General features: G+C 59.8%; 12 protein-coding genes and 3 pseudogenes. 9 read left to right on the forward strand and 6 right to left on the reverse strand.

The genetic code is table 11. The annotated features are described in order from the left end of the window. Window positions 1-60: 60 nt before the first annotated feature. Window positions 61-1,497 (reverse strand): ABC transporter substrate-binding protein, encoded by a 1,437-nt coding sequence (locus ABIA40_RS02960; RefSeq protein ID WP_404538997.1) that lies wholly within the window; start codon window positions 1,495-1,497, stop codon window positions 61-63. Between the two features lie 485 nt (window positions 1,498-1,982). Next, entirely contained in the window at window positions 1,983-2,819 is an 837-nt protein-coding gene (locus ABIA40_RS02965; RefSeq protein ID WP_370100214.1) for a FadR/GntR family transcriptional regulator, read from the reverse strand. 151 nt (window positions 2,820-2,970) lie between these two features. On the opposite strand from ABIA40_RS02965, the gene ABIA40_RS02970 reads away from it, so the two are divergent. From ABIA40_RS02970 to ABIA40_RS03005, 8 genes and pseudogenes are all read left to right on the forward strand, one after another. After that, window positions 2,971-3,936, forward strand: a complete 966-nt coding sequence (locus ABIA40_RS02970) for a dihydrodipicolinate synthase family protein (RefSeq protein WP_370157818.1) — start codon at window positions 2,971-2,973, stop codon at window positions 3,934-3,936. 34 nt (window positions 3,937-3,970) lie between these two features. After that, window positions 3,971-5,083, forward strand: coding sequence for a BMP family ABC transporter substrate-binding protein (locus ABIA40_RS02975; protein WP_370157819.1), 1,113 nt, complete (start codon window positions 3,971-3,973; stop codon window positions 5,081-5,083). 9 nt (window positions 5,084-5,092) lie between these two features. Beyond that, window positions 5,093-6,169: an ABC transporter permease gene (locus ABIA40_RS02980; protein ID WP_225174447.1), complete on the forward strand. Its 1,077-nt coding sequence runs from the start codon at window positions 5,093-5,095 to the stop codon at window positions 6,167-6,169. 4 nt (window positions 6,170-6,173) lie between these two features. After that, window positions 6,174-7,100 (forward strand): ABC transporter permease, encoded by a 927-nt coding sequence (locus tag ABIA40_RS02985; protein ID WP_225125409.1) that lies wholly within the window; start codon window positions 6,174-6,176, stop codon window positions 7,098-7,100. Between the two features lie 40 nt (window positions 7,101-7,140). Then, window positions 7,141-8,655: an ABC transporter ATP-binding protein gene (locus ABIA40_RS02990; RefSeq protein ID WP_404539002.1), complete on the forward strand. Its 1,515-nt coding sequence runs from the start codon at window positions 7,141-7,143 to the stop codon at window positions 8,653-8,655. A gap of 42 nt (window positions 8,656-8,697) precedes the next feature. Beyond that, window positions 8,698-10,197: a CoA-acylating methylmalonate-semialdehyde dehydrogenase gene (locus ABIA40_RS02995; RefSeq protein ID WP_404539005.1), complete on the forward strand. Its 1,500-nt coding sequence runs from the start codon at window positions 8,698-8,700 to the stop codon at window positions 10,195-10,197. Between the two features lie 593 nt (window positions 10,198-10,790). Continuing rightward, the gene (locus ABIA40_RS03000) at window positions 10,791-10,955 is read left to right on the forward strand and encodes a transposase (protein WP_404546147.1); all 165 of its coding nucleotides are present in this window, start codon (window positions 10,791-10,793) and stop codon (window positions 10,953-10,955) included. A gap of 144 nt (window positions 10,956-11,099) precedes the next feature. Next, a pseudogene (locus ABIA40_RS03005) lies at window positions 11,100-11,609 on the forward strand (transposase); the annotation flags it as partial. A gap of 21 nt (window positions 11,610-11,630) precedes the next feature. Here the strand turns inward: ABIA40_RS03005 and ABIA40_RS03010 are convergent. Further along, window positions 11,631-12,817: pseudogene (locus ABIA40_RS03010) on the reverse strand (IS110 family transposase). Between the two features lie 252 nt (window positions 12,818-13,069). On the opposite strand from ABIA40_RS03010, the pseudogene ABIA40_RS03015 reads away from it, so the two are divergent. Then, window positions 13,070-13,283: pseudogene (locus ABIA40_RS03015) on the forward strand (transposase domain-containing protein); the annotation flags it as partial. A gap of 228 nt (window positions 13,284-13,511) precedes the next feature. Here the strand turns inward: ABIA40_RS03015 and ABIA40_RS03020 are convergent. The 3 genes from ABIA40_RS03020 to ABIA40_RS03030 are packed head-to-tail and all read right to left on the reverse strand — an operon-like array spanning window position 13,512 to window position 16,794. Then, entirely contained in the window at window positions 13,512-14,414 is a 903-nt protein-coding gene (locus ABIA40_RS03020) for an NAD(P)-dependent oxidoreductase (RefSeq protein ID WP_404539008.1), read from the reverse strand. Continuing rightward, window positions 14,411-15,097: an HAD family hydrolase gene (locus ABIA40_RS03025; protein ID WP_225125220.1), complete on the reverse strand. Its 687-nt coding sequence runs from the start codon at window positions 15,095-15,097 to the stop codon at window positions 14,411-14,413. Before ABIA40_RS03025 ends, ABIA40_RS03020 begins: the two co-directional genes overlap by 4 nt. After that, window positions 15,094-16,794 (reverse strand): hypothetical protein, encoded by a 1,701-nt coding sequence (locus ABIA40_RS03030; RefSeq protein WP_370157822.1) that lies wholly within the window; start codon window positions 16,792-16,794, stop codon window positions 15,094-15,096. Before ABIA40_RS03030 ends, ABIA40_RS03025 begins: the two co-directional genes overlap by 4 nt. Between the last annotated feature and the right edge of the window lie 1,222 nt (window positions 16,795-18,016).

Raw genomic sequence — 18,016 nt, forward strand, 5'->3', positions numbered from 1 at the left:
ATCAGTCCGGAAAACGGCACCGCACGGGAGGGCGATGCCTCCCGTGCGGTATCCAGTCAGTTATTGCGGGTAGGCGCCGGGCTTTGCGGCCCAGACCTTGTAGACGGCTTTCTGGTTCTCGACGCCGACCTTCTCGGTGATGGCGTCGAATTGTTGCGCCATGCGATCGAGAATGGCCTTGGGATCTTCACCGGCCCAGAGGCTCGAGATCGCCTTGGTCATTGCCTCGTCGTACTTGTCCTGTTGCAGCAGCGACAGGTCGAGCAGCCCCTTCTCGCCGGACGTCTTGATGGTGTCGAGATAGGCGGCAGCGTCAGGCCAGAGCGCACGATACTTCTCGCTCGCGTAGTGCGAGAGCCGGAACGGATCGCGCAGCGTATAGGGCAGCTGGACGCGCTCGAGGCTGGTCTTCTTGCTGTTCAGCCACTGGATGAACAGATACGCGGCCTCCTTGTTCTTGCTGGTGGCCGAGACCGACAGGTCGAAGCCGACGCCGAGCTCCGGGCGACCGAGAGGCGTGAGCGCGTAGCCGACCTTGCCGGCGACCTGCGATTTCGGCACCCACTTCAAAGCTTGCTCGCCCGAGCCATAGCCCGCGGCCCAGCGGCCGTAGGGCGGCCAGGAGATCGTCATCGCGGTCGTGCCCTGAAGGAACGCGGCGAGGTTGTCGACGAAATTCCACTGCTCCACGCCCGGCGGCATGAACTTGTTCTCCGCCACCATCTGCTTGAACACCTTGAGACCGACCTCGCCATTCACCGCGGCCTTCATGGTGTCGCCATTGAAGAACTTGCCGCCTTCCATGCGGAAGCGCTCCTGGAACATGTATTGCGGATAGGGCGCGGTACGGAAGAATCCGGCGCCGTAGACCTTCGGCGCCATCTTGTCGGTGATGAACTGGCCGATCTCGTCGAACTGCTTCCAGTCCTTTGGCGGGGCAAGCTCATAGCCGAACTTGGCCTTGAACTCGTCCTTCATCTTCGGATCGTCGAAGATGTCCTTGCGGTAGTAGAGCAACATAACGTCGCCGTCGTCCGGGAAGCCGTAGATCTTCCCGTCATACTGCATCTGGTTATCGCGGTACGCGGCCGCGATGTCCTGCAGCTCGTCGCGGTAGCCGAACTTGTCAACATACTTGTCGAGAGGCTCGAGCGCGCCTGCACGCGCAAGATCGGGCATCCAGGACGGAATGACGTTCAGTGCGTCATAAGCTCCGGCGCCCGATTTGAAATCCTGCATGATCTTGGTGAACATCTGGTCGGTCGGCACTTCGACCACCTTCACCTTGATGCCGGTGAGCTTCTCCCATTGCGGACCCGAATAGTTCAGCGGGTCGAGCGACTGGAGGCCAGCCTCCCAGACGATGCTGATCGTTGTACCCGCGTACTTCTTCGCGGCTTCCACCGCTGTGTCGGCGGCATCCTTGTCGGCAGCCAGCGCCGAACCAGCAGCCAGCGTTAGCACTGCAGCCGCGCCGAGAAATGTCCTGAACTTCATCCCTTCCTCCTCCTCTCCTGAGCGTCCGGAGTCCAGCAGCAGAGCCGGCTTCGGAGCGCTTCTCACGTGATCTCTGCCCGGTTAGCCAGCCGCCGGCGTGAACGGACGCTGTCGGCGGCGATCCTGGCCGAGAGAAACAAATTCATCTATGTCGAGGATTTGCAGCGCAGGCGCATCGCGGGTCCGGGCTTGTCGCCCGCAACCTGAATGGACGCCAGCTGGCGTTGTAGAAGCACGTATCCTCCCCAAAACGCTCGAGAGCGTTGACTTTGGGGCTAGTCTGCGTCGAGGCGGAACTGGTCGACAAATGAGAACTTTGCAAGCATCGGTGAACCGCAGTCACCTATCTGCTGAGGTCTCTCGGGAGCAAAGCGAGCCAATCATGCGGTTGCTAGATCGGGCAGGAGAACAGGCTCACAGGACTGTCCAGACGCAATGCTCGCGCAAGCTCGCGCCGGTGCAATCGTGGCGGAACAGGCCGCGCTTCAGGACAGTGGTCGCGGGCGCGGCGCCATTTCCGAGTCTAGGATCAGTCGGCCGTCGAGACGGCCATCCAACCGCTTCACGTATTCCGAAGCTTCCTCCATATGCGCCTTCATGAGCGCGCGCACGCGCTCGCTGTCGCGTGCACGGGCGGCCTTGGCGATCTCCGTGTGAATCTTGACGTTGGCGCATCCAAATCGCGTGTGCTCTTCCGGAGGCGTCTGGGTGCTGAAGACAACCAGCCGACGGAGCATCTCGTTGATCAGCTCGCATGCGAAGCGCAGGAAGGGATTGGGGTTTGCTGCAGCCAGGATGTCGTGAAAGTCGAGATCCGCCTGGCGTTGACGAACCAGAAGAGACGGCTCCTGCGAGGTAGGCTGGCACGTTTCGATGTTGTGCTCCAGCGCGTCGAGCTGCTCGTCCGACAGAAATGGCACCGAGCCGGCAGCCAGTTCCGGCTCCAGCAAGCGCCGGGCCGCATAGATGTCCTCCATGCTGACCTCTTTGAAGAACAGGTAGTTCTGCAACAGCTGAAAGGTGCGCTCGAGCGGGACCTCCATGATCGTCGCCCCGCCGGTCGGGCCGGTGCTGATGGTGATCAGTCCCTGCACCTCGAGGGACTTGAGCGCCTCGCGGATCGTGCTCTTGCTGACCGAAAACAGCCGCTGAAGCTCTTTCTCCATCGGAAGCTTGTCGCCCGGACGGAGATTCTTCTGGGTGATCAGCTGCTTGATCTCTTCGGTAACGAGGTCGGCGCGCTTTTGAATTTTCAGCCGGCCCCCCGGCCGCGGCAATTTTTCTAACTCCATCGTCATTCCCGAATTCTCCAAAGCTACCAATGAGTTCCAAGGTTGGTTCTGGCGGGAACTAAGCGTGTGGCCAGAGAAAGACCCGACTCATTGATTGACACTTTTCTCATAATAGGCATATTCATGCAAATCCGGTTTATCATGATAAATAGAATAGACCGGTCGGATGAGGGGAGCGAGCATGTCGATCGGGCAGAACATCCCGGAAATCTGGGCGGCGATTCACACCCCCTTCGACGCCTCCGGTGCCATCGACGAGGCCGGAGTCCGCCGGAACGTCCGCCACTACATCGCAACCGGATTGGCGGGCGTGTTCTGCAATGGGCTGATCGGCGAAGTCTGGTCGCTCACGCTGCAGGAGAGAAAGCGTGTCATAGAGGTCATTGCGGACGAGGCGGGGGGGCGCCTTGGGATTTCCGTGGTGATCTCGGGTCCCTCGGTGGAAGAAACCATCGATCTCGGCGAGCACGCGCGCCGGCTTGGCGTCAGCCACGCGGTGCTCATGGTCCCAACCTCCGGGCCGCGATCCCCTGCGCAGCAGTTCGCGTATCTGCACCACATCTGTGTCCGGTTGGAGATGCCGATCGTCATCTTCAACGCGCGAACCGCCGCGGGCAGTCCATTGGATCCCGGCGTTTTCACGCAGCTCTGCTCACTACCCAATCTCAAGCTGCTGAAGACGACAGGCAACGCAGCCGAGAACGCGGCGCTTCGCCAGGCTGCGCGAAACGGCGTGCTGGTGTCGGACCCGCTGGAAGAGAACTTCTTCGCCAACATGCAGACCGAGGGTCAGTCGATCCTCTATGCTGACCCCGAGCCTTACCTCTATCAACGCGGCGAGTTTCGCCCGATCGCGGACTATGTGGCACTGCTTGCGGCCGGACGGACGGACGAAGCAGCACGCATCTGTGCTTCACTCGCGCCGCAGCGGATCATCTTCAACAAATGGATCATGGACCCGCTGAAGCGCGGTCACATGCCGAACGCAGCGGTCAAGCATTGGTGCGATCTGATCGGCCTTGCCGGCGGCGCCGTGCGCTCGCCGGTCACGCCGCTGTCCGCTGCTGAAAGACGGGAGCTGGAAGCCGATCTCATCGCATGTGGTGCGCCCGGCCTGCTGTCCACCGCCGAGCGAATTTCGTCGTGACTTGTGCTGATTGCAATCTTCAATGGAGAGGAACATGACTTTGAGGCCTGTCGACCGTCGCTCGGTACTCCAGATGCTGGCCGCTGCCGGCTCCGCACCATTCGTTCTCAAGAGTACCTTTGCCCGCGCGGAGACGCCGCTCACGGTCGGAGTTCTGTACTCCGGTTCCAAGCAGGATTACGGCTTCAACCAGTCCCACGCGCAGGCCGCCGCGGCGCTCAAGAAACAACCCGGCATCAAGGTGATTGAGGAGGAGCGCGTTCCGGAAACGATCGCGGCCCAGCGCAGCATGGAAGGCATGATCCGTCAGGACGGCGCTCAACTCATCCTGGCGACGTCCTTTGGCTACTTCAAGCCCCACGTTCTGGAGATGGCGGCAAAGTATCCGGACGTCACCTTCGCTCACACCGGCGGCGTGTGGACGGCGGGCATGCCCGAGAACATCGGCACGTTCTACGCCTACATCTTCGAGGCGCAGTACATTTCGGGAATCGTCGCCGGCCACATGACGAAGAGCAAGAAGCTCGGCCTCGTCGCGGCGAAGCCGACTCCCAACCTTCTGCGCAGCATAAATGCGTTCGCGATTGGCGCGCGCTCGGTCGATCCGGCCATTCAGGTGCAGGTCATCTTCACTGGCGACTGGGTGCTTCCTGTGCGCGAGGCCGAAGCGACGAACACGTTGGTCGACCAGGGGGCCGACGTCATCGCCGCCCAGGTCGATAGCCCGAAGGTCGTGATCGAGACGGCGGAGAAGCGCGGCGTCATGTCATGCGGCTACCACTCGAGTCAGGCCGATGTGGCTCCCAACGGCTATCTCACCGGGGCCGAGTGGAACTGGATCACGCCCTACCTCGTCTATGCCGGCAGCGTGCGTGGCGGCAAGAAGCCGGAGCACTATCTCCGTGCCGGGCTTGGCGATCATTTCGTCAAGAACAGTCCTTTTGGAAAACTTGTTACGCCTGAGGCGCGCGCAGCGGCCGAGACGGCGCGGGCAGACCTCATCGGCGGTACGCGCGTGATCTATAGTGGCCCGCTCAAGGACAACAAGGGCAACGTCGTCATCCCTGCCGGAATCATGCAGAGCAGCAACGACCGTGCGCTCGACGGCATCAATTATCTTGTCGAAGGCATCATCGGCCAAGTGTAGGAGGCGCTCTTGTCTTCGATCTCCGGAATCGAACCCGTGCCTTCGAAGCCGCTGGTAACCGCAGCTCAACTGAGCGTGGCCTTGCCTGTCCTGGCGGTGCTGCTTGCGTCGGCTATCTTCGCGGCGTTCGTGGCCTTGTACGGACAGAACCCCGCCACGGTGTTCGGTCTGATCGTCCAGGGCGGCTTCGGTAGCAGCTTCGCCTGGCAGGATACCTTGTCACGCGCCGCTCCTTTGGTACTCGTGGGGCTGGCCGCCGCGATTCCCGCGCAAGCGGGGCTGGTGATTATCGGCGGCGAGGGGGCCTTGGTGCTCGGCGGGCTCGCGGGTGCCGTTGTGACGTTGCCCTTCGCGGGAGCGCACGCGCTTCCCATGCAACTCCTGATGTTGCTGGCCGGCGCCTTGATCGGAGGGCTCTGGTTCGGTCTGGCGGGTGTGCTCCGCCAGTATCGCGGCGTCAACGAAACGATATCTAGCCTGCTGCTGTCCTATATCGGAATCGCCGTCTTCCACCACTTGACCGAAGGCATGTTGCGCGATCCGGCAAGTCTCGACAAGCCGTCGACCCACCCTATCGATCCGTCCTACATGCTGCCGACGCTGCCAGGTGTGGGCGTTCACGCCGGCCTTGCCGTCAGTCTATTGCTGGCGATCGCCGCACATGTCGTGCTCCGCTACACGCGTTGGGGTTTTGCGCTGCGGGTGGTCGGCGGAAGTGCCCGGGTCGCGAGGATGATGGGCCTTGCCGTCAATCGCTGGATCATCGGTGCCTCGGTCGTGGCAGGTGGTATGGCGGGAATTGCCGGCGCCATCGAGGTGGCGGCCGTGCAGGGGACGGCCAACTCCTCACTCATCGTCGGCTACGGCTATAGCGGAATCCTCGTCGCATTCCTGGCGCGGCACCAGCCGCTTGCGATTGTCGCTGTCGCGCTGTTGATCGGCGGCATGCAGGCAAGCGCCAGCCTGCTGCAACGACGTCTTGGACTGCCGGATGCGACAATGCTGGTGTTTCAGGGGCTGATCTTCGTCTGCGTCCTCGTCGCGGATGCAATTGCGCAACAACTCCGAGAAACGACGCGGAGGTAAAGGCATGGACGGTACATCAATCGGCTGGCTTGCGCTGCCGCTCGCGATCCTGGGTGGGGCGATCCGTGTGTCGACACCCTTCATTTTCGTGAGCATCGGTGAGCTGATCACCGAGAAATCGGGCCGTATCAATCTGGGCCTCGAGGGCACTCTGATGCTCGGTGCCATGGCGGGGTACGCGATCTCTTACCTCTCCGGCTCGCCCTGGCTCGGCGTGCTTTCGGCCGGACTTGCCGGAATGGCATTCGGGCTGCTGCATGGCCTTTTGTGCAGTGTGAAGCGCGTCAATGACACCGCGATCGGCATCAGCCTGATCGTGCTAGGGACGGGCCTCGCGTTCTTCCTGGGCAAACCCTTGATCGAGCCCAAAGCGCCGCCGCTTCCCTCGATTGGACTCGGGTTTTGGTCGACCGTACCGCAGGTGCGAGCTGCGCTGGACGTCAACGCACTGTTCTTCGTCGGAATTGCACTGGCTTTTGCGGTCTACCTTTTCCTGAACAGGACCGGCTGGGGGCTGATGCTGCGTACGGTGGGAGATAGCGAGGATGCCGCACGCGCGCTTGGCTTTCCCGTACTGCGGGTACGAATCATCGCGACCATGGCGGGCGGCTTTCTCGCCGGCATCGGCGGCAGCTTCCTGTCGCTTTCGTATCCGGGAAGCTGGAGCGAAGGCCTGTCGAGTGGCCAAGGCATCATGGCCGTCGCGCTCGTCATCTTTGCGCGCTGGCGTTCGGTCAACGCGCTGGGCGCATCGCTGCTGTTCGGCGGGGCGGGCGCTCTCGGTCCTGCGCTCCAGGGCATTGGCGTGACCGGCTATTACTACCTGTTCAATGCAGCCCCCTACATCCTGACGCTGGCGATCATGGTTGCCTCGACGTCGCGCGCCGCTCCGTTCGCCGATGCGCCGGGCGAACTCAAGCTGCACCGGTGAGAAGCGCCGTGACGGGAATTCATCCTGGGAGGATAGTCCGATGACCGCTCCGCAAGTCGAGCTCAGGAACATGACGAAGCGTTTCGGAGCGAATCTCGCTTTGAACAACGTGTCGCTACTGATCCGCTCGGGCACCGTCCATGCGCTGCTAGGGGAGAACGGCGCCGGCAAGAGCACGTTGGTCAAATGCCTCGTGGGCTTTTATCATCCGGACGAGGGTCACATCCAGGTGGATGGGCGCGAGCACCGGCTAAACTCGCCGAAGGATGCCGATGCGCTCGGCATCGGCATGGTGTATCAGCATTTCACTCTCGTGCCGTCGATGACGGTGGCGCAGAATCTCGTCGTCAGCGGTGCGAGATTGCCGGCCTATATCAACTGGCAAAGCGAGCTGAGGCGGCTGGCCGAAGTCACCAAGAAGCTTCCGTTTCACGTGCCACTCGATGTACGCGTCTCGCAGCTCTCTGCGGGCGAGAAGCAGAAGGCCGAGATCGTTAAACAGCTCTATCTCGGGCGCAAGCTACTCATCCTGGACGAACCGACGTCGGTGCTGACGCCGGCAGAAGCCGATGAAGTGCTCGGCCATGTTCGCAGCCTGACACGGACGGGCGTACTCAGCGCCATCCTGATTAGCCACAAGTTCCATGAAGTGCGCCGATTCGCCGACGACGTGACGGTATTGCGTCGAGGCGTGTCGGTGAGAACGGGCGCCGTCGCCGATTTGACGGACGACGCTCTGGCAGAAGCTATGATCGGAGAGCCCGTCAGCAAGATAGTGCAGCACGCGCCGAAATCGCCGCCGAGGTCCGATATTATCCTCTCCATCAGCGACCTCCGCGTGAACGGCGACAATGGTCTTCCCGCTGTGAAAGATCTCTCGCTCGAGGTGCGGGCAGGGGAGATTGTCGGGATTGCCGGGGTATCCGGAAATGGACAGTTGGAGTTGGTCGAGGCCCTGATGGGGCAGCGGGATCGAAGCGGTACGATGACCGTGTCCGGCTCGCCGTTCAATGGTACGCGAAGGGAAATCGCCCGCCTCGGCGTCTATGGACTGCCGCAAGAGCCCCTGAAGAACGCCTGCATCGACCGCATGTCGCTGGCCGAGAACCTTGCCCTGCGTAATTTCGATCGGGTGCCGCTCTGCCGTGGTATCGCAATGAACTACGGCGCGCTCGCCCAGCAGGCCGAGAGGCTGGTCGCTCAATTTCGTGTCAAGGCGCCTAGCCTGACCGCAAGCATGAGCACGCTGTCCGGTGGCAACGTGCAACGGGCCGTACTGGCGCGGGAGCTCACGCAGGACGTTCGCCTGCTGGTCGCGTCAAATCCAACGTTCGGGCTTGATTTCGTTGCGTGCGAAGAAACGTACCGCCGGATCCTCGAGGCGCGGAATCGCGGAACCGCAGTGCTACTCATCTCGGAGGATCTCGACGAGTTGCTTGGCTTAGTCGACAGGGTCCTCGTCATCAGCGCGGGTCGCATAGTCCATGAAGTGTCAGCCGAAGGCGCCGACAAGCGCGTGATCGGCAAATACATGGCGGGAATGAAAGCGGCCTGACTCGAGGGCGCGCATCTGACCAAAATCAACAGGGAGACGTTCGTGGTCACGCAGATCAATCATTTCATCGATGGCAAGCAGGTCCCGAGCGGCACTGAACGCAGTTTGCCCGTCTTCAACCCGGCAACGGGTGAGCAGACGGGCCGTGTTGTGGCCGCCAACGCGGTCGTGGTGGCGGACGCGGTATCCGCCGCGAAGAGGGCGGCGCAGGGTTGGGCCGACACGACGCCTCTTCGGCGTGCACGCGTCCTCAATCGCTTTCTGCGGATCGTCGAGGATCGCGCAGATCAGCTTGCCGACGTAATCGTCTCCGAGCACGGCAAGGTTCACTCTGACGCTCTCGGGGAAGTTCAGCGCGGAATGGAGGTGGTCGAGTTTGCCACGGCCGCTCCGCAGCTCCTCAAGGGCGAACTCACCGAGAATGTCGGTACCCGCGTCGACAGCTATTCTACTCGCCAGCCGCTCGGTGTTGTCGCCGGAATCACGCCTTTCAATTTCCCGGTCATGGTTCCGATGTGGATGTTCCCGGTGGCTCTCGCCTGCGGAAATGCGTTCATTCTGAAGCCATCTGAGCGCGACCCATCGGCGTCGCTCATCATGGCGGAGTGGCTGAAGGAAGCCGGTCTGCCGGACGGTGTGTTCAACGTGGTGCAAGGCGACAAGGAAGCTGTCGATGCGCTGCTGCATCACCCAGATATTTCGGCGATCAGCTTCGTGGGCTCCACGCCTATCGCGCAGTACATCTATTCGACGGCCGCGAACACCGGGAAGCGCTGCCAGGCGCTGGGTGGCGCCAAGAACCACATGATCGTGATGCCCGATGCCGACATGGATCAGGCGGTGGATGCGTTGATGGGGGCCGCCTACGGTTCCGCCGGCGAACGCTGCATGGCGATCTCGGTTGCCGTGCCGATCGGCGAGGGGACGGCGGATAAGCTGATCTCTGCGCTCGAACCCAAGGTCCGAGGCCTGAAGGTCGGGCCGGGTACCGACCGCGAAGCGGAGATGGGGCCTCTCGTCACGAGGCAGCACCTGGAGAAGGTAAGGAGCTATATCGATGCCGGTGTCGCCGAGGGTGCAAAGTTGCTGGTCGACGGACGCAAGTTCAGGATGCAGGGCTATGAGAATGGTTTCTTCGTGGGCGGTACCCTGTTCGACCATGTCAAGCCGAACATGAAGATCTACAAGGAAGAGATCTTCGGACCGGTGCTGTCAGTCCTTCGAGCGCCGGACTACACGACAGCCGCGCGCATGATCAATGAACACGAATTCGGCAATGGCACCGCCATCTTCACACGTGATGGTGATGCCGCGCGTGAATTCGCCCATCAGATTAAGGTCGGAATGGTCGGCATCAACGTTCCGATTCCGGTGCCGATGGCCTTTCACTCCTTCGGTGGATGGAAAGCATCGATCTTCGGCGACCACCACATGCACGGCCCTGAAGGCGTCCGCTTCAATACGCGAATGAAGACCGTGACCAGCCGCTGGCCGACAGGAATACGAGCAGGTGCTGAATTTGTCATGCCAACCATGTCATGACGGCGTCTCGAAGCTGCATGTTTCTCTTTCTCCCAAACTGCGAGGGCCCTCGGCCCTCGTTTCTTTTTCGGGCCATTTCATTGGCCGCAGTCTTAGAGAAATGATCGAGTCTGCGCAGACAGTTGTGCAAGCGCAGTGCGGACAGGAGTGCGATTTTTCTCCAGATTGCTTGCTCGCTCGAATATGGCGAAGCTGAAGTTTCGGTACCGGGCGCGATATCGCATTGTACAACCTAGGGAATTGGCGCACCCGACACGGGTTCGAACGTGTGACCTTGCGTTCGGAGCGCAACGGTCGGCCGACGCGCGACGCGCCCGGTGCTTTCCGAATAGAAGCTGCGCAGCCAGTGGAGATAGTCTCCGCGATTGCGGCTGGCTACACGAACGTGACGACAAACATGCGCCACGGGAAACGCGATTCCACTGGCTCGAACCCCTGACACATAAGCCATAGCGGCGCGCAGCCCCGAACACTGGAAAAAAAGGAGCGGGAATGACTGTTACATCGAGAAATATCAACAGCTTAGATGGTGCCCCAAGTACGGCCTGCACCTGCCGCTTCATCGTCAGGGCGACGTCTACCAGCGTGAAGGCATCGATCTCGACGTATCGACGCTCGCGGACTGGGTAGGTGCCTCCGCGGTAACCCTGATGCCTCTGGTCGACGCGATCCGGAGCCATGTCTTCGCAGCCGAGCGCATCCACGCGGACGACAGTGTGCTGCAGAAGCACACGGAAAGGATGATCGAAATAATCTGAAAATCTGTCTGCACAAGCTGTGGCAGCGATGAGGGTAGGCCCCTCGGGATCGACTTTCAGGAGTAGGTCCCAAATCACTTCAAGCGGCTTCGCTTAAGAGGCGCGGTCGTGAGCGTTGACCCGAACCGGCCGGCTCTGACCTACGTGCGCGACGAACGTCCGTTTGCCGGCCCAGACCCGCCGGCGGCAATGTTCTTCTACTCGCCCGACCGTGGCGGTGCGCATCCGGAGCAGCATCTGGCAGGCTATGCCGGACTGATGCAGGCCGACGCCTACGCCGGCTTTGGCAGGCTCTACGAGGCCAATCGCAAGGGCGGCCCGACCATCGAGGCCGCGTGCTGGGCGCACGGCAGACGCAAGTTCTTTGGTCTCGCGCGGCTCGGCAAGGCGCCGATCGCGGCCGAGGCGGTCAAGCGCATCGATGTTCCGTTCGCCATCAAGCGCGAAATCAATGGTTTTACTGCGCAGGAGCGTTTGCGTGTGCGCCAGGAGCGTAGCCGGCCCCTGATCGTCGAGCTGGAGTCGTGGTTGCGCGAGCAGCGCGCCAAGCTCTCCAGGAACAACGATACGACCAAAGCGATCAATTACTGTCTCAACCGCTTGGATGCATTTGGCCGCTTCCTTGATGACGGACGGCTTTGCATGACGACGGATGGTGTTGAGAAGCTCTTACCTTCAGTTCGTAGCAATTTTTTTTGGTTTTTCCTTCCAGGCAGCCACCATGCGTTCGTAGGCCTGCTCGACGCGTGCGACGTAGCCAGCTTCCCGTTCGCGGATTCCTTGATCCAATAGTCCCGGCCCGGGCCAGCCTTGCCGTAGGCACGGGGAGCCCCAGCCTTCAGAGCCACCTTCCGGAGTTTCATCGCCGTGAACGCTGGCCGCGCGTAAGCGTAGTCCTTCCCGGTCGTCAGGACGTGCCAGATCATGACGGCGAGCTTGCGCCCCGTCGCGACGGCTGCGACCCCGGCCCCGTGCTTTTTCTGCGTGCGGTTGAAGAATGCTCGCAACGGACCCGGCGCCGTCTTGGCTGACCACGCCGCCTCAACCAGCATCTTGCGGGCGTCACGGTTGCCCTGCTTCGAGATCCGGCCATGCCGTGCCGGGTGCTCGCCTGACTGCCGAACCCGCGGAGTCAGCCCGAAATAGCTGCTGAGCTTATCCGGCGACGGGAACCGCGCGATGTCGCCGATGGAGGCCAGTACACTCGATGCGACAACCGAACTCACGCCGGGGATCGTCATCAGCTTGAGAGCCCGTGGATCGTCCAGAGCCTGCTGGGCCACGACTTTGTCGATCTCCGACAGTTGCTTCGTCACGCGTTCGAGTTCCGCGATCAGACGCCGGAGCATTGCACGCTCCTCCGATGGAAGAGGCAGACTGTCCAGCCAATGCTGTCCGCGCTTGCCGAAGAGATAGCCTTTGTAGGGCGGGATGAGGTTGGCATGCAGGATAACCTTCATGCGTCCTTTAATCCGGATGATCTGCGCCAAGACGCCAGCTCGCTCGGCCATCTGGCGCCGGCGGCTGTAGGTGTCCTCGTCAGCAACCCAGACCTCCGGCAAGAAGCCGGCAGCATGCAGCTTTGCCAGGGTCCCAGCATCGACCTTGTCCGTTTTGACTCGCGCATAGGCGATCGCCCGAACGAGCCTCGGATTGGCGACGGCGACGCGCTTAACGTGCGGGCGCAGAATACGTTCGACCGCCGCGCTGTTGCCCGTCACCTCGATGACCGCCTCATCCTCGAGGCTGAGTGTCTTGGCAAAGGCGACAAGCCGATCGTGGACGAGATCTACGCGGAGCTGTCGGATTATTGTTCCGTCCTCCAGGATCGCCACCTGGGCGAACGATCGGTGGATGTCCATGCCGACGATTTGCATGCTTGGTTCTCCTTCGTCTCAGGAGCCAGTGGCTTGCACGACATCTACGGATCCGCGCTCGCAGCGCAGCCGGGCAAGTCGTAGGGGGCGGCCAAGTAACAAAGCGAGCTCACAGCTCATGGTCATGGCGGCCTGCCACCGTTTCGTGCTCCAGCGCCCCTATCCCGGCTTCGACAGACTAATCCGGACGACCAGTCCTCTCCACCGGGTTTGAGCGCTGAAAACATCATGCCCTTTAACAATGCTGCTGAACGTGAGCTACGGGCGGTCGCCGTGGGGCGAAAAAATTGGACCTTCGCCGGGTCCGATGAGGGCGGCCGGCGCGCGGCTGCCATCTACAGCCTCATCGCCACCGCCAAGCTCAATGACATCGACCCACAGGCTTAACTTGCCGACGTGCTGGCACCCTGCCGGATCACCCTCCAAGCACATTGACGAACTGCTGCCTTAGAATTGGCAGCCCCAAATCGTCGCTCACGCCGCTTAAGCTCCATTAGCCTTCCGCCAAAACGGCCCAGCCGGGGGCCGTCGCCGGATGCGTACCCATGATGCCACCGCCCCGCTTTCAAGCTTACGCTCAAGCTTTGCAAGATCATCGCTCACGGTTGGGAATTGCGCACAACGACACACGAACCCGCAACGTGAGAAAGTAGCATTGCTCGCGCTCTTACGTAAGAGTTTACGATCGAGCCAAATGCGGTAGGGTCAGTTCACCTTTACCCGCCGCAACCGAGAGGTTCAATTTCTCGGCGGCAGCGCCGAGCACCGGCACGGAAACGGCACTCTCCCGCGCTAGGCGCACAGCACACTCAATATCCTTTGCAGAATTCGCAATAGAGATTGCCAATACATCTGGTTTCTCACCCAGCAGAAAGGCCGCGAAAGCTTGGAATATCCCGCTGTTTGTGGAGCCGCGTCCGACCAAAGAGCGGAGGGTTACAAGATCCATCTCAAGACTATTAGCAAATTGGCAGACCTCAGCGGCGACCGCAGCTATGCCCATAGTCATGCTGTTGTAAACAAGCTTGAGCTTGTGGCCGTCTCCAACATCTCCAGCATGCATAACGGTCTCGCAAAATGCAGCGAGAATGCGTTCAACGATAGGAAAGAGCTTTGGATCCGAGCCAACCATCGCGTTGAGAAGGCCGAGTTCCGCTTGTTCGGGGCTCCGTGTTACCGGTGCATCAATAAAGCTTAGACCTAGCTTTTCGGCTGTTTTGGCCAATGCAATCGTCGAAGCAGGGTAAGAGGTCGTGCAATCGATTATCAAACCGCCTTGGGACATATGGACAAACAGTCCATCTTGCTCCAGGCACACCGCCTCAACTTCACGGCTGGATGGTAAGGACAAAATGACGACGCCTACATGCTGCGCCAACTCAGCGATCGAAGTATGTTCGCGGGCCCCTGCACGAGTTAGACGATCAGCACCACACCGGTTCTTGTTGGCTTTGATATAGAGCTCGCATTGGCGACGTAATAGGCTGATGCCTATACCTGTTCCCATGCGCCCAGCTCCGATTAGGCCTATGCTCTGCTTGATCGTATTGGGAGAGGCGCATGCTGATGATCCCTTGCTCATGATTTAGCATTCCGAAAAAAGCCATGCCTTTGTAGGATGGGCAATAGCTCGTGATGGTTGTTGATGGTGTAATCTGGACGCGCGGCTTCCAGGCGCGCCGCCGAAACAAATCCACCTGTAATGGATATGCTTGTCAGCCCGAGATTGCGCGCAATATCAGTCTCGACGGGCATATCGCCGATGATGAAGGTTGAGGACGGATTCAGGTTGTACCTGTGCATATAAAGGCGAAGCCGCTCTCCTTTGCTCATCGATTTGTACTGCGTGGCGCGGCTTTCAAAGGCGAGCACATCGGTGATGTAGTTATCAACTCCAAGTCTCCTCAGCTGGGATTGTAGAGGCACGACTATATGGTTGCTAACGATGATGAGTAGAGCGGATTCCCGGCGCGCTAACTCGAACACTCTGCGCGCCCCCTCACGTAAATCGGCTTTTTCCGCAAGAGGCTCGTATGTGTCGTGGAACAGTGCGCCCTCGTCACGCTCTACTGCCGCAATCTCCTCCTGCGACATTCCAAGGCTACGAAAGAGACGAGAGAGGGGGACATCACAATGCTCTCGAAAGGTGTCTATATCGATGCGCGGATGACCAAAATGGCCCAAAATTACATTGGTCGTTTCGAGCAGCGCGTACGTGTCATCGAGCAGTGTTCCGTTCCAGTCAAATACGAGGGCGGGTTTCATGATCCTGACCCCAGACAAGGATTAACAGGAAGAGCGGCCAGCAACGCCTCCAAGCTTCTGTCCGCGCGCTGCCGTCCAGCGGGGGTCGGCATCTCGAACGTGAAGGGTGACAAATCGATGCCCTCTAGCCTGTCGGCCAGTACGGATACTAGGGCGCGGAAGGGCAGATAAGTTATTGTCGCTGCTTGGATCGCTGTCGCAATGTTGCTTTCAATGGTTCTGAGGACTGGCAAGTCCATCCTGTGGAAGCGAAGGCACTGGGCGCGCAGTTCAGGCGGCAGTCGCTTCAATGCCTGCCAGAATGCGAGCTCATCTAGCGTTTCAATACCCATGCCGTAGTAGTTTGGAGCAACTATAGGTGGCGAACCGATCGCCCAATGTACGGCTCTGGCTCCGGCGGCAAGGAGCATTGTTGTGACGGCTTGGCTGGTATCGCCTCGAATGAGTGCCTCGTCGACGACTACTATGGTCCGTCTAGCGACGGCAGGTTCCGACACCCGATACTTCTGAGCGATACGAGCTTGCCGGCCCCTGGGTCTGCCGAGGAGCGTTCGCTCCAGAAAGTGCGTTGCCACTACGTCATCACGCTCGGCGAGCACGCCCTGTTCGGCGAGAGAGTCAAACAGACCATCGGCGTACGGCCCCCCAGTATTTGGCATGGAGGACACGATTGGCGGCGTCACGAGTGGCTCTGCTTGAACTCGCTCGGCAACGATTCTCCCCAAGGCGAGCCCGATGTTGTAACGGGTATGAAGATGTGAATGGCCCTCGACCGACGTGTTCGGACTTCCCAAATAAAGAGTTTCGTAGGCGCAGAGTTTGGCCCTATATCGTCGGCTGTTCAGGGCATGGTCAACGCTGTCGCCCGTCTTCGCGTCCACACGCTGTATGCTCCCAGGCAAGAGCTGCTGGGTCTTACCTTTCAAGCCGGCGAAGGCACAATTCTCAGAGGCAAAGAGCAAAAATCCGTTGTCCGTGCGCATAGTCTCCAATGGTCGCAAACCACTTCGACTGCGGTATGCAACAAGATTTCCGTCCCTATCTATCAAGAGCGCGCTGATGGCGCCGTCGACACGATCATCAATTTCGCGAAAGATGGCCTCGTAGTTTGCGGGTAAACCGTGGCGCCAGTAGTCTCGTTCACAAAAGCGTTCAATCCACTTTAGCAAGAGATCGGAGTCTGTGTTGGCGTCTGTCAGTTGCTCGTGCGCCAATAATTCGTCCCTTAGTTCATCAGCATTGACAAAAGCACCATCCAGAGAAATTGCAAAATAGCCGCTGGTGCCTGTACCGGCGGGAATTGGCTGCATATCGCCATCACCTCCAGATCCACAGGATCTGCTACGGATCTGCGCGATTGCAACATGAGGCCGAAAGCGCGGATCTTGTTCGATGCAGTCAATGCGTACTGAATTATCGGCCGATTGAAATGCCCTTCCATATCGGATCCCACGCTCTTGCATGAAAGCAGCGACTACGACACCTGCTTGCCCACGGAGTGCAAGTGTCGGAATCATAGTCTTCAACTGATTTACAACACGCGGCGATGGTTCGGTTGAAGAGCAGAGAAACGCACCGGCGACACCGGACATATAGTCACCCAATTTTTTAAGGAGCCGATCTGGCGGGTCGTTTCCATGCCTAATGTGCTTATGAAGCCGGGACTTCGCTTCATCCTTAAGCAAGCGTCGTACCATTGCTTCGCCACCTCGAGATCGCGAAGAATTGGGATAAGTGCCATCTTAGGCGGGCAACGATTACTATGGGTCGTTCAGGTCCAGACATTTTGTCGGAGATGGTACAAGGTCGTACGAAAAGCACCACGCAGGGCGGCGCCCTCCGGAGCCCAGAGACAAAGTCTGCCGCGAGCTCGGGTGCCAGGCAGTTTCCTCGGACATGTGCAAGCCGCCCGAGGCTTTCTGATTTGCCACTTGTGCGTTCGATTTTGCAGTGAGCCGAGGCGGTCTTCACGCAAGACCCAGGATCAAAAATGGGAGTCACGACATCCCAGCAGGTCTTTAATGTCGGCGGCATTTCGTTTTTTTCGAGCAAGCATCGGCAGAGATGACGAGGAAAAGGTGCCGCCGTGTCTCGTCAATACCGAGCAAGAGCAGATCTAGACCGATGAAAGGCACCCAAGACGGTGTGCAGAGAAGGCTAGCGCATGTTCATGTCGTTCGCTCGAACGGTCCAAATGCATCTGGAGCGGTCTCTTCGCGTCACGAAAAGTCGGCCGCGCTCACGCTCACTATTTCGGTCGAACATCGGCTACGCTGGTGACGGGCGGGGGAAGGTCCGAAGGCTGGGACTATCACTGGCAGATGCTTGATGAGGGCTATCTGGTGGACGGAACGACGGCCCGATCAAGGGTGATTCCTGGTGCGCTTGCTTATGTCAAGCACGTCTCCTACGAACCCTGAGCGAAGGCGACACCGTCAAGTCTCGATGTTTCTCGGAAGCCACAAGTCGTCAGGCAGATGATCCAGGCTGCGACGGCAGGCTCTGGTACTTTCCGCTATACCCGCCAGACCTCAACCTGATCGAACAGGCATTCTCCAAAGACCAAACACTGTTTGCGGCAAGCGCAGAACCGCACCATCGAGGACACTTGACGCTACATCGGTCACCTCATCGAGGGTATTCTGTCTCGCGAATGCGCAAGCGACCTCGCCAACGCCGGTTATGCCTCCGTCAAAATGCGAGACACTCTAGAGCTTATCTTGCGCGATGTGGCGATAGCTTTCGGCGGGCGCAGTTAGGAATGGATCGTGTTAGCGGCTCCGGGGGATATCGGTTGAGAAGTCCAATTGCGGCACTGGTGATGTTCTTTTCTCGCATAGGTGAGAAATCGAGATAAGGCAGTCGGACTTGATATACACGAGCGCTGGTCTGAGCCGGGCGGTGGAATGTCGATCAGAT

It is taken from the genome of Bradyrhizobium sp. USDA 223 (genome assembly GCF_044909005.1).
GTDB lineage: Bacteria > Pseudomonadota > Alphaproteobacteria > Rhizobiales > Xanthobacteraceae > Bradyrhizobium > Bradyrhizobium yuanmingense.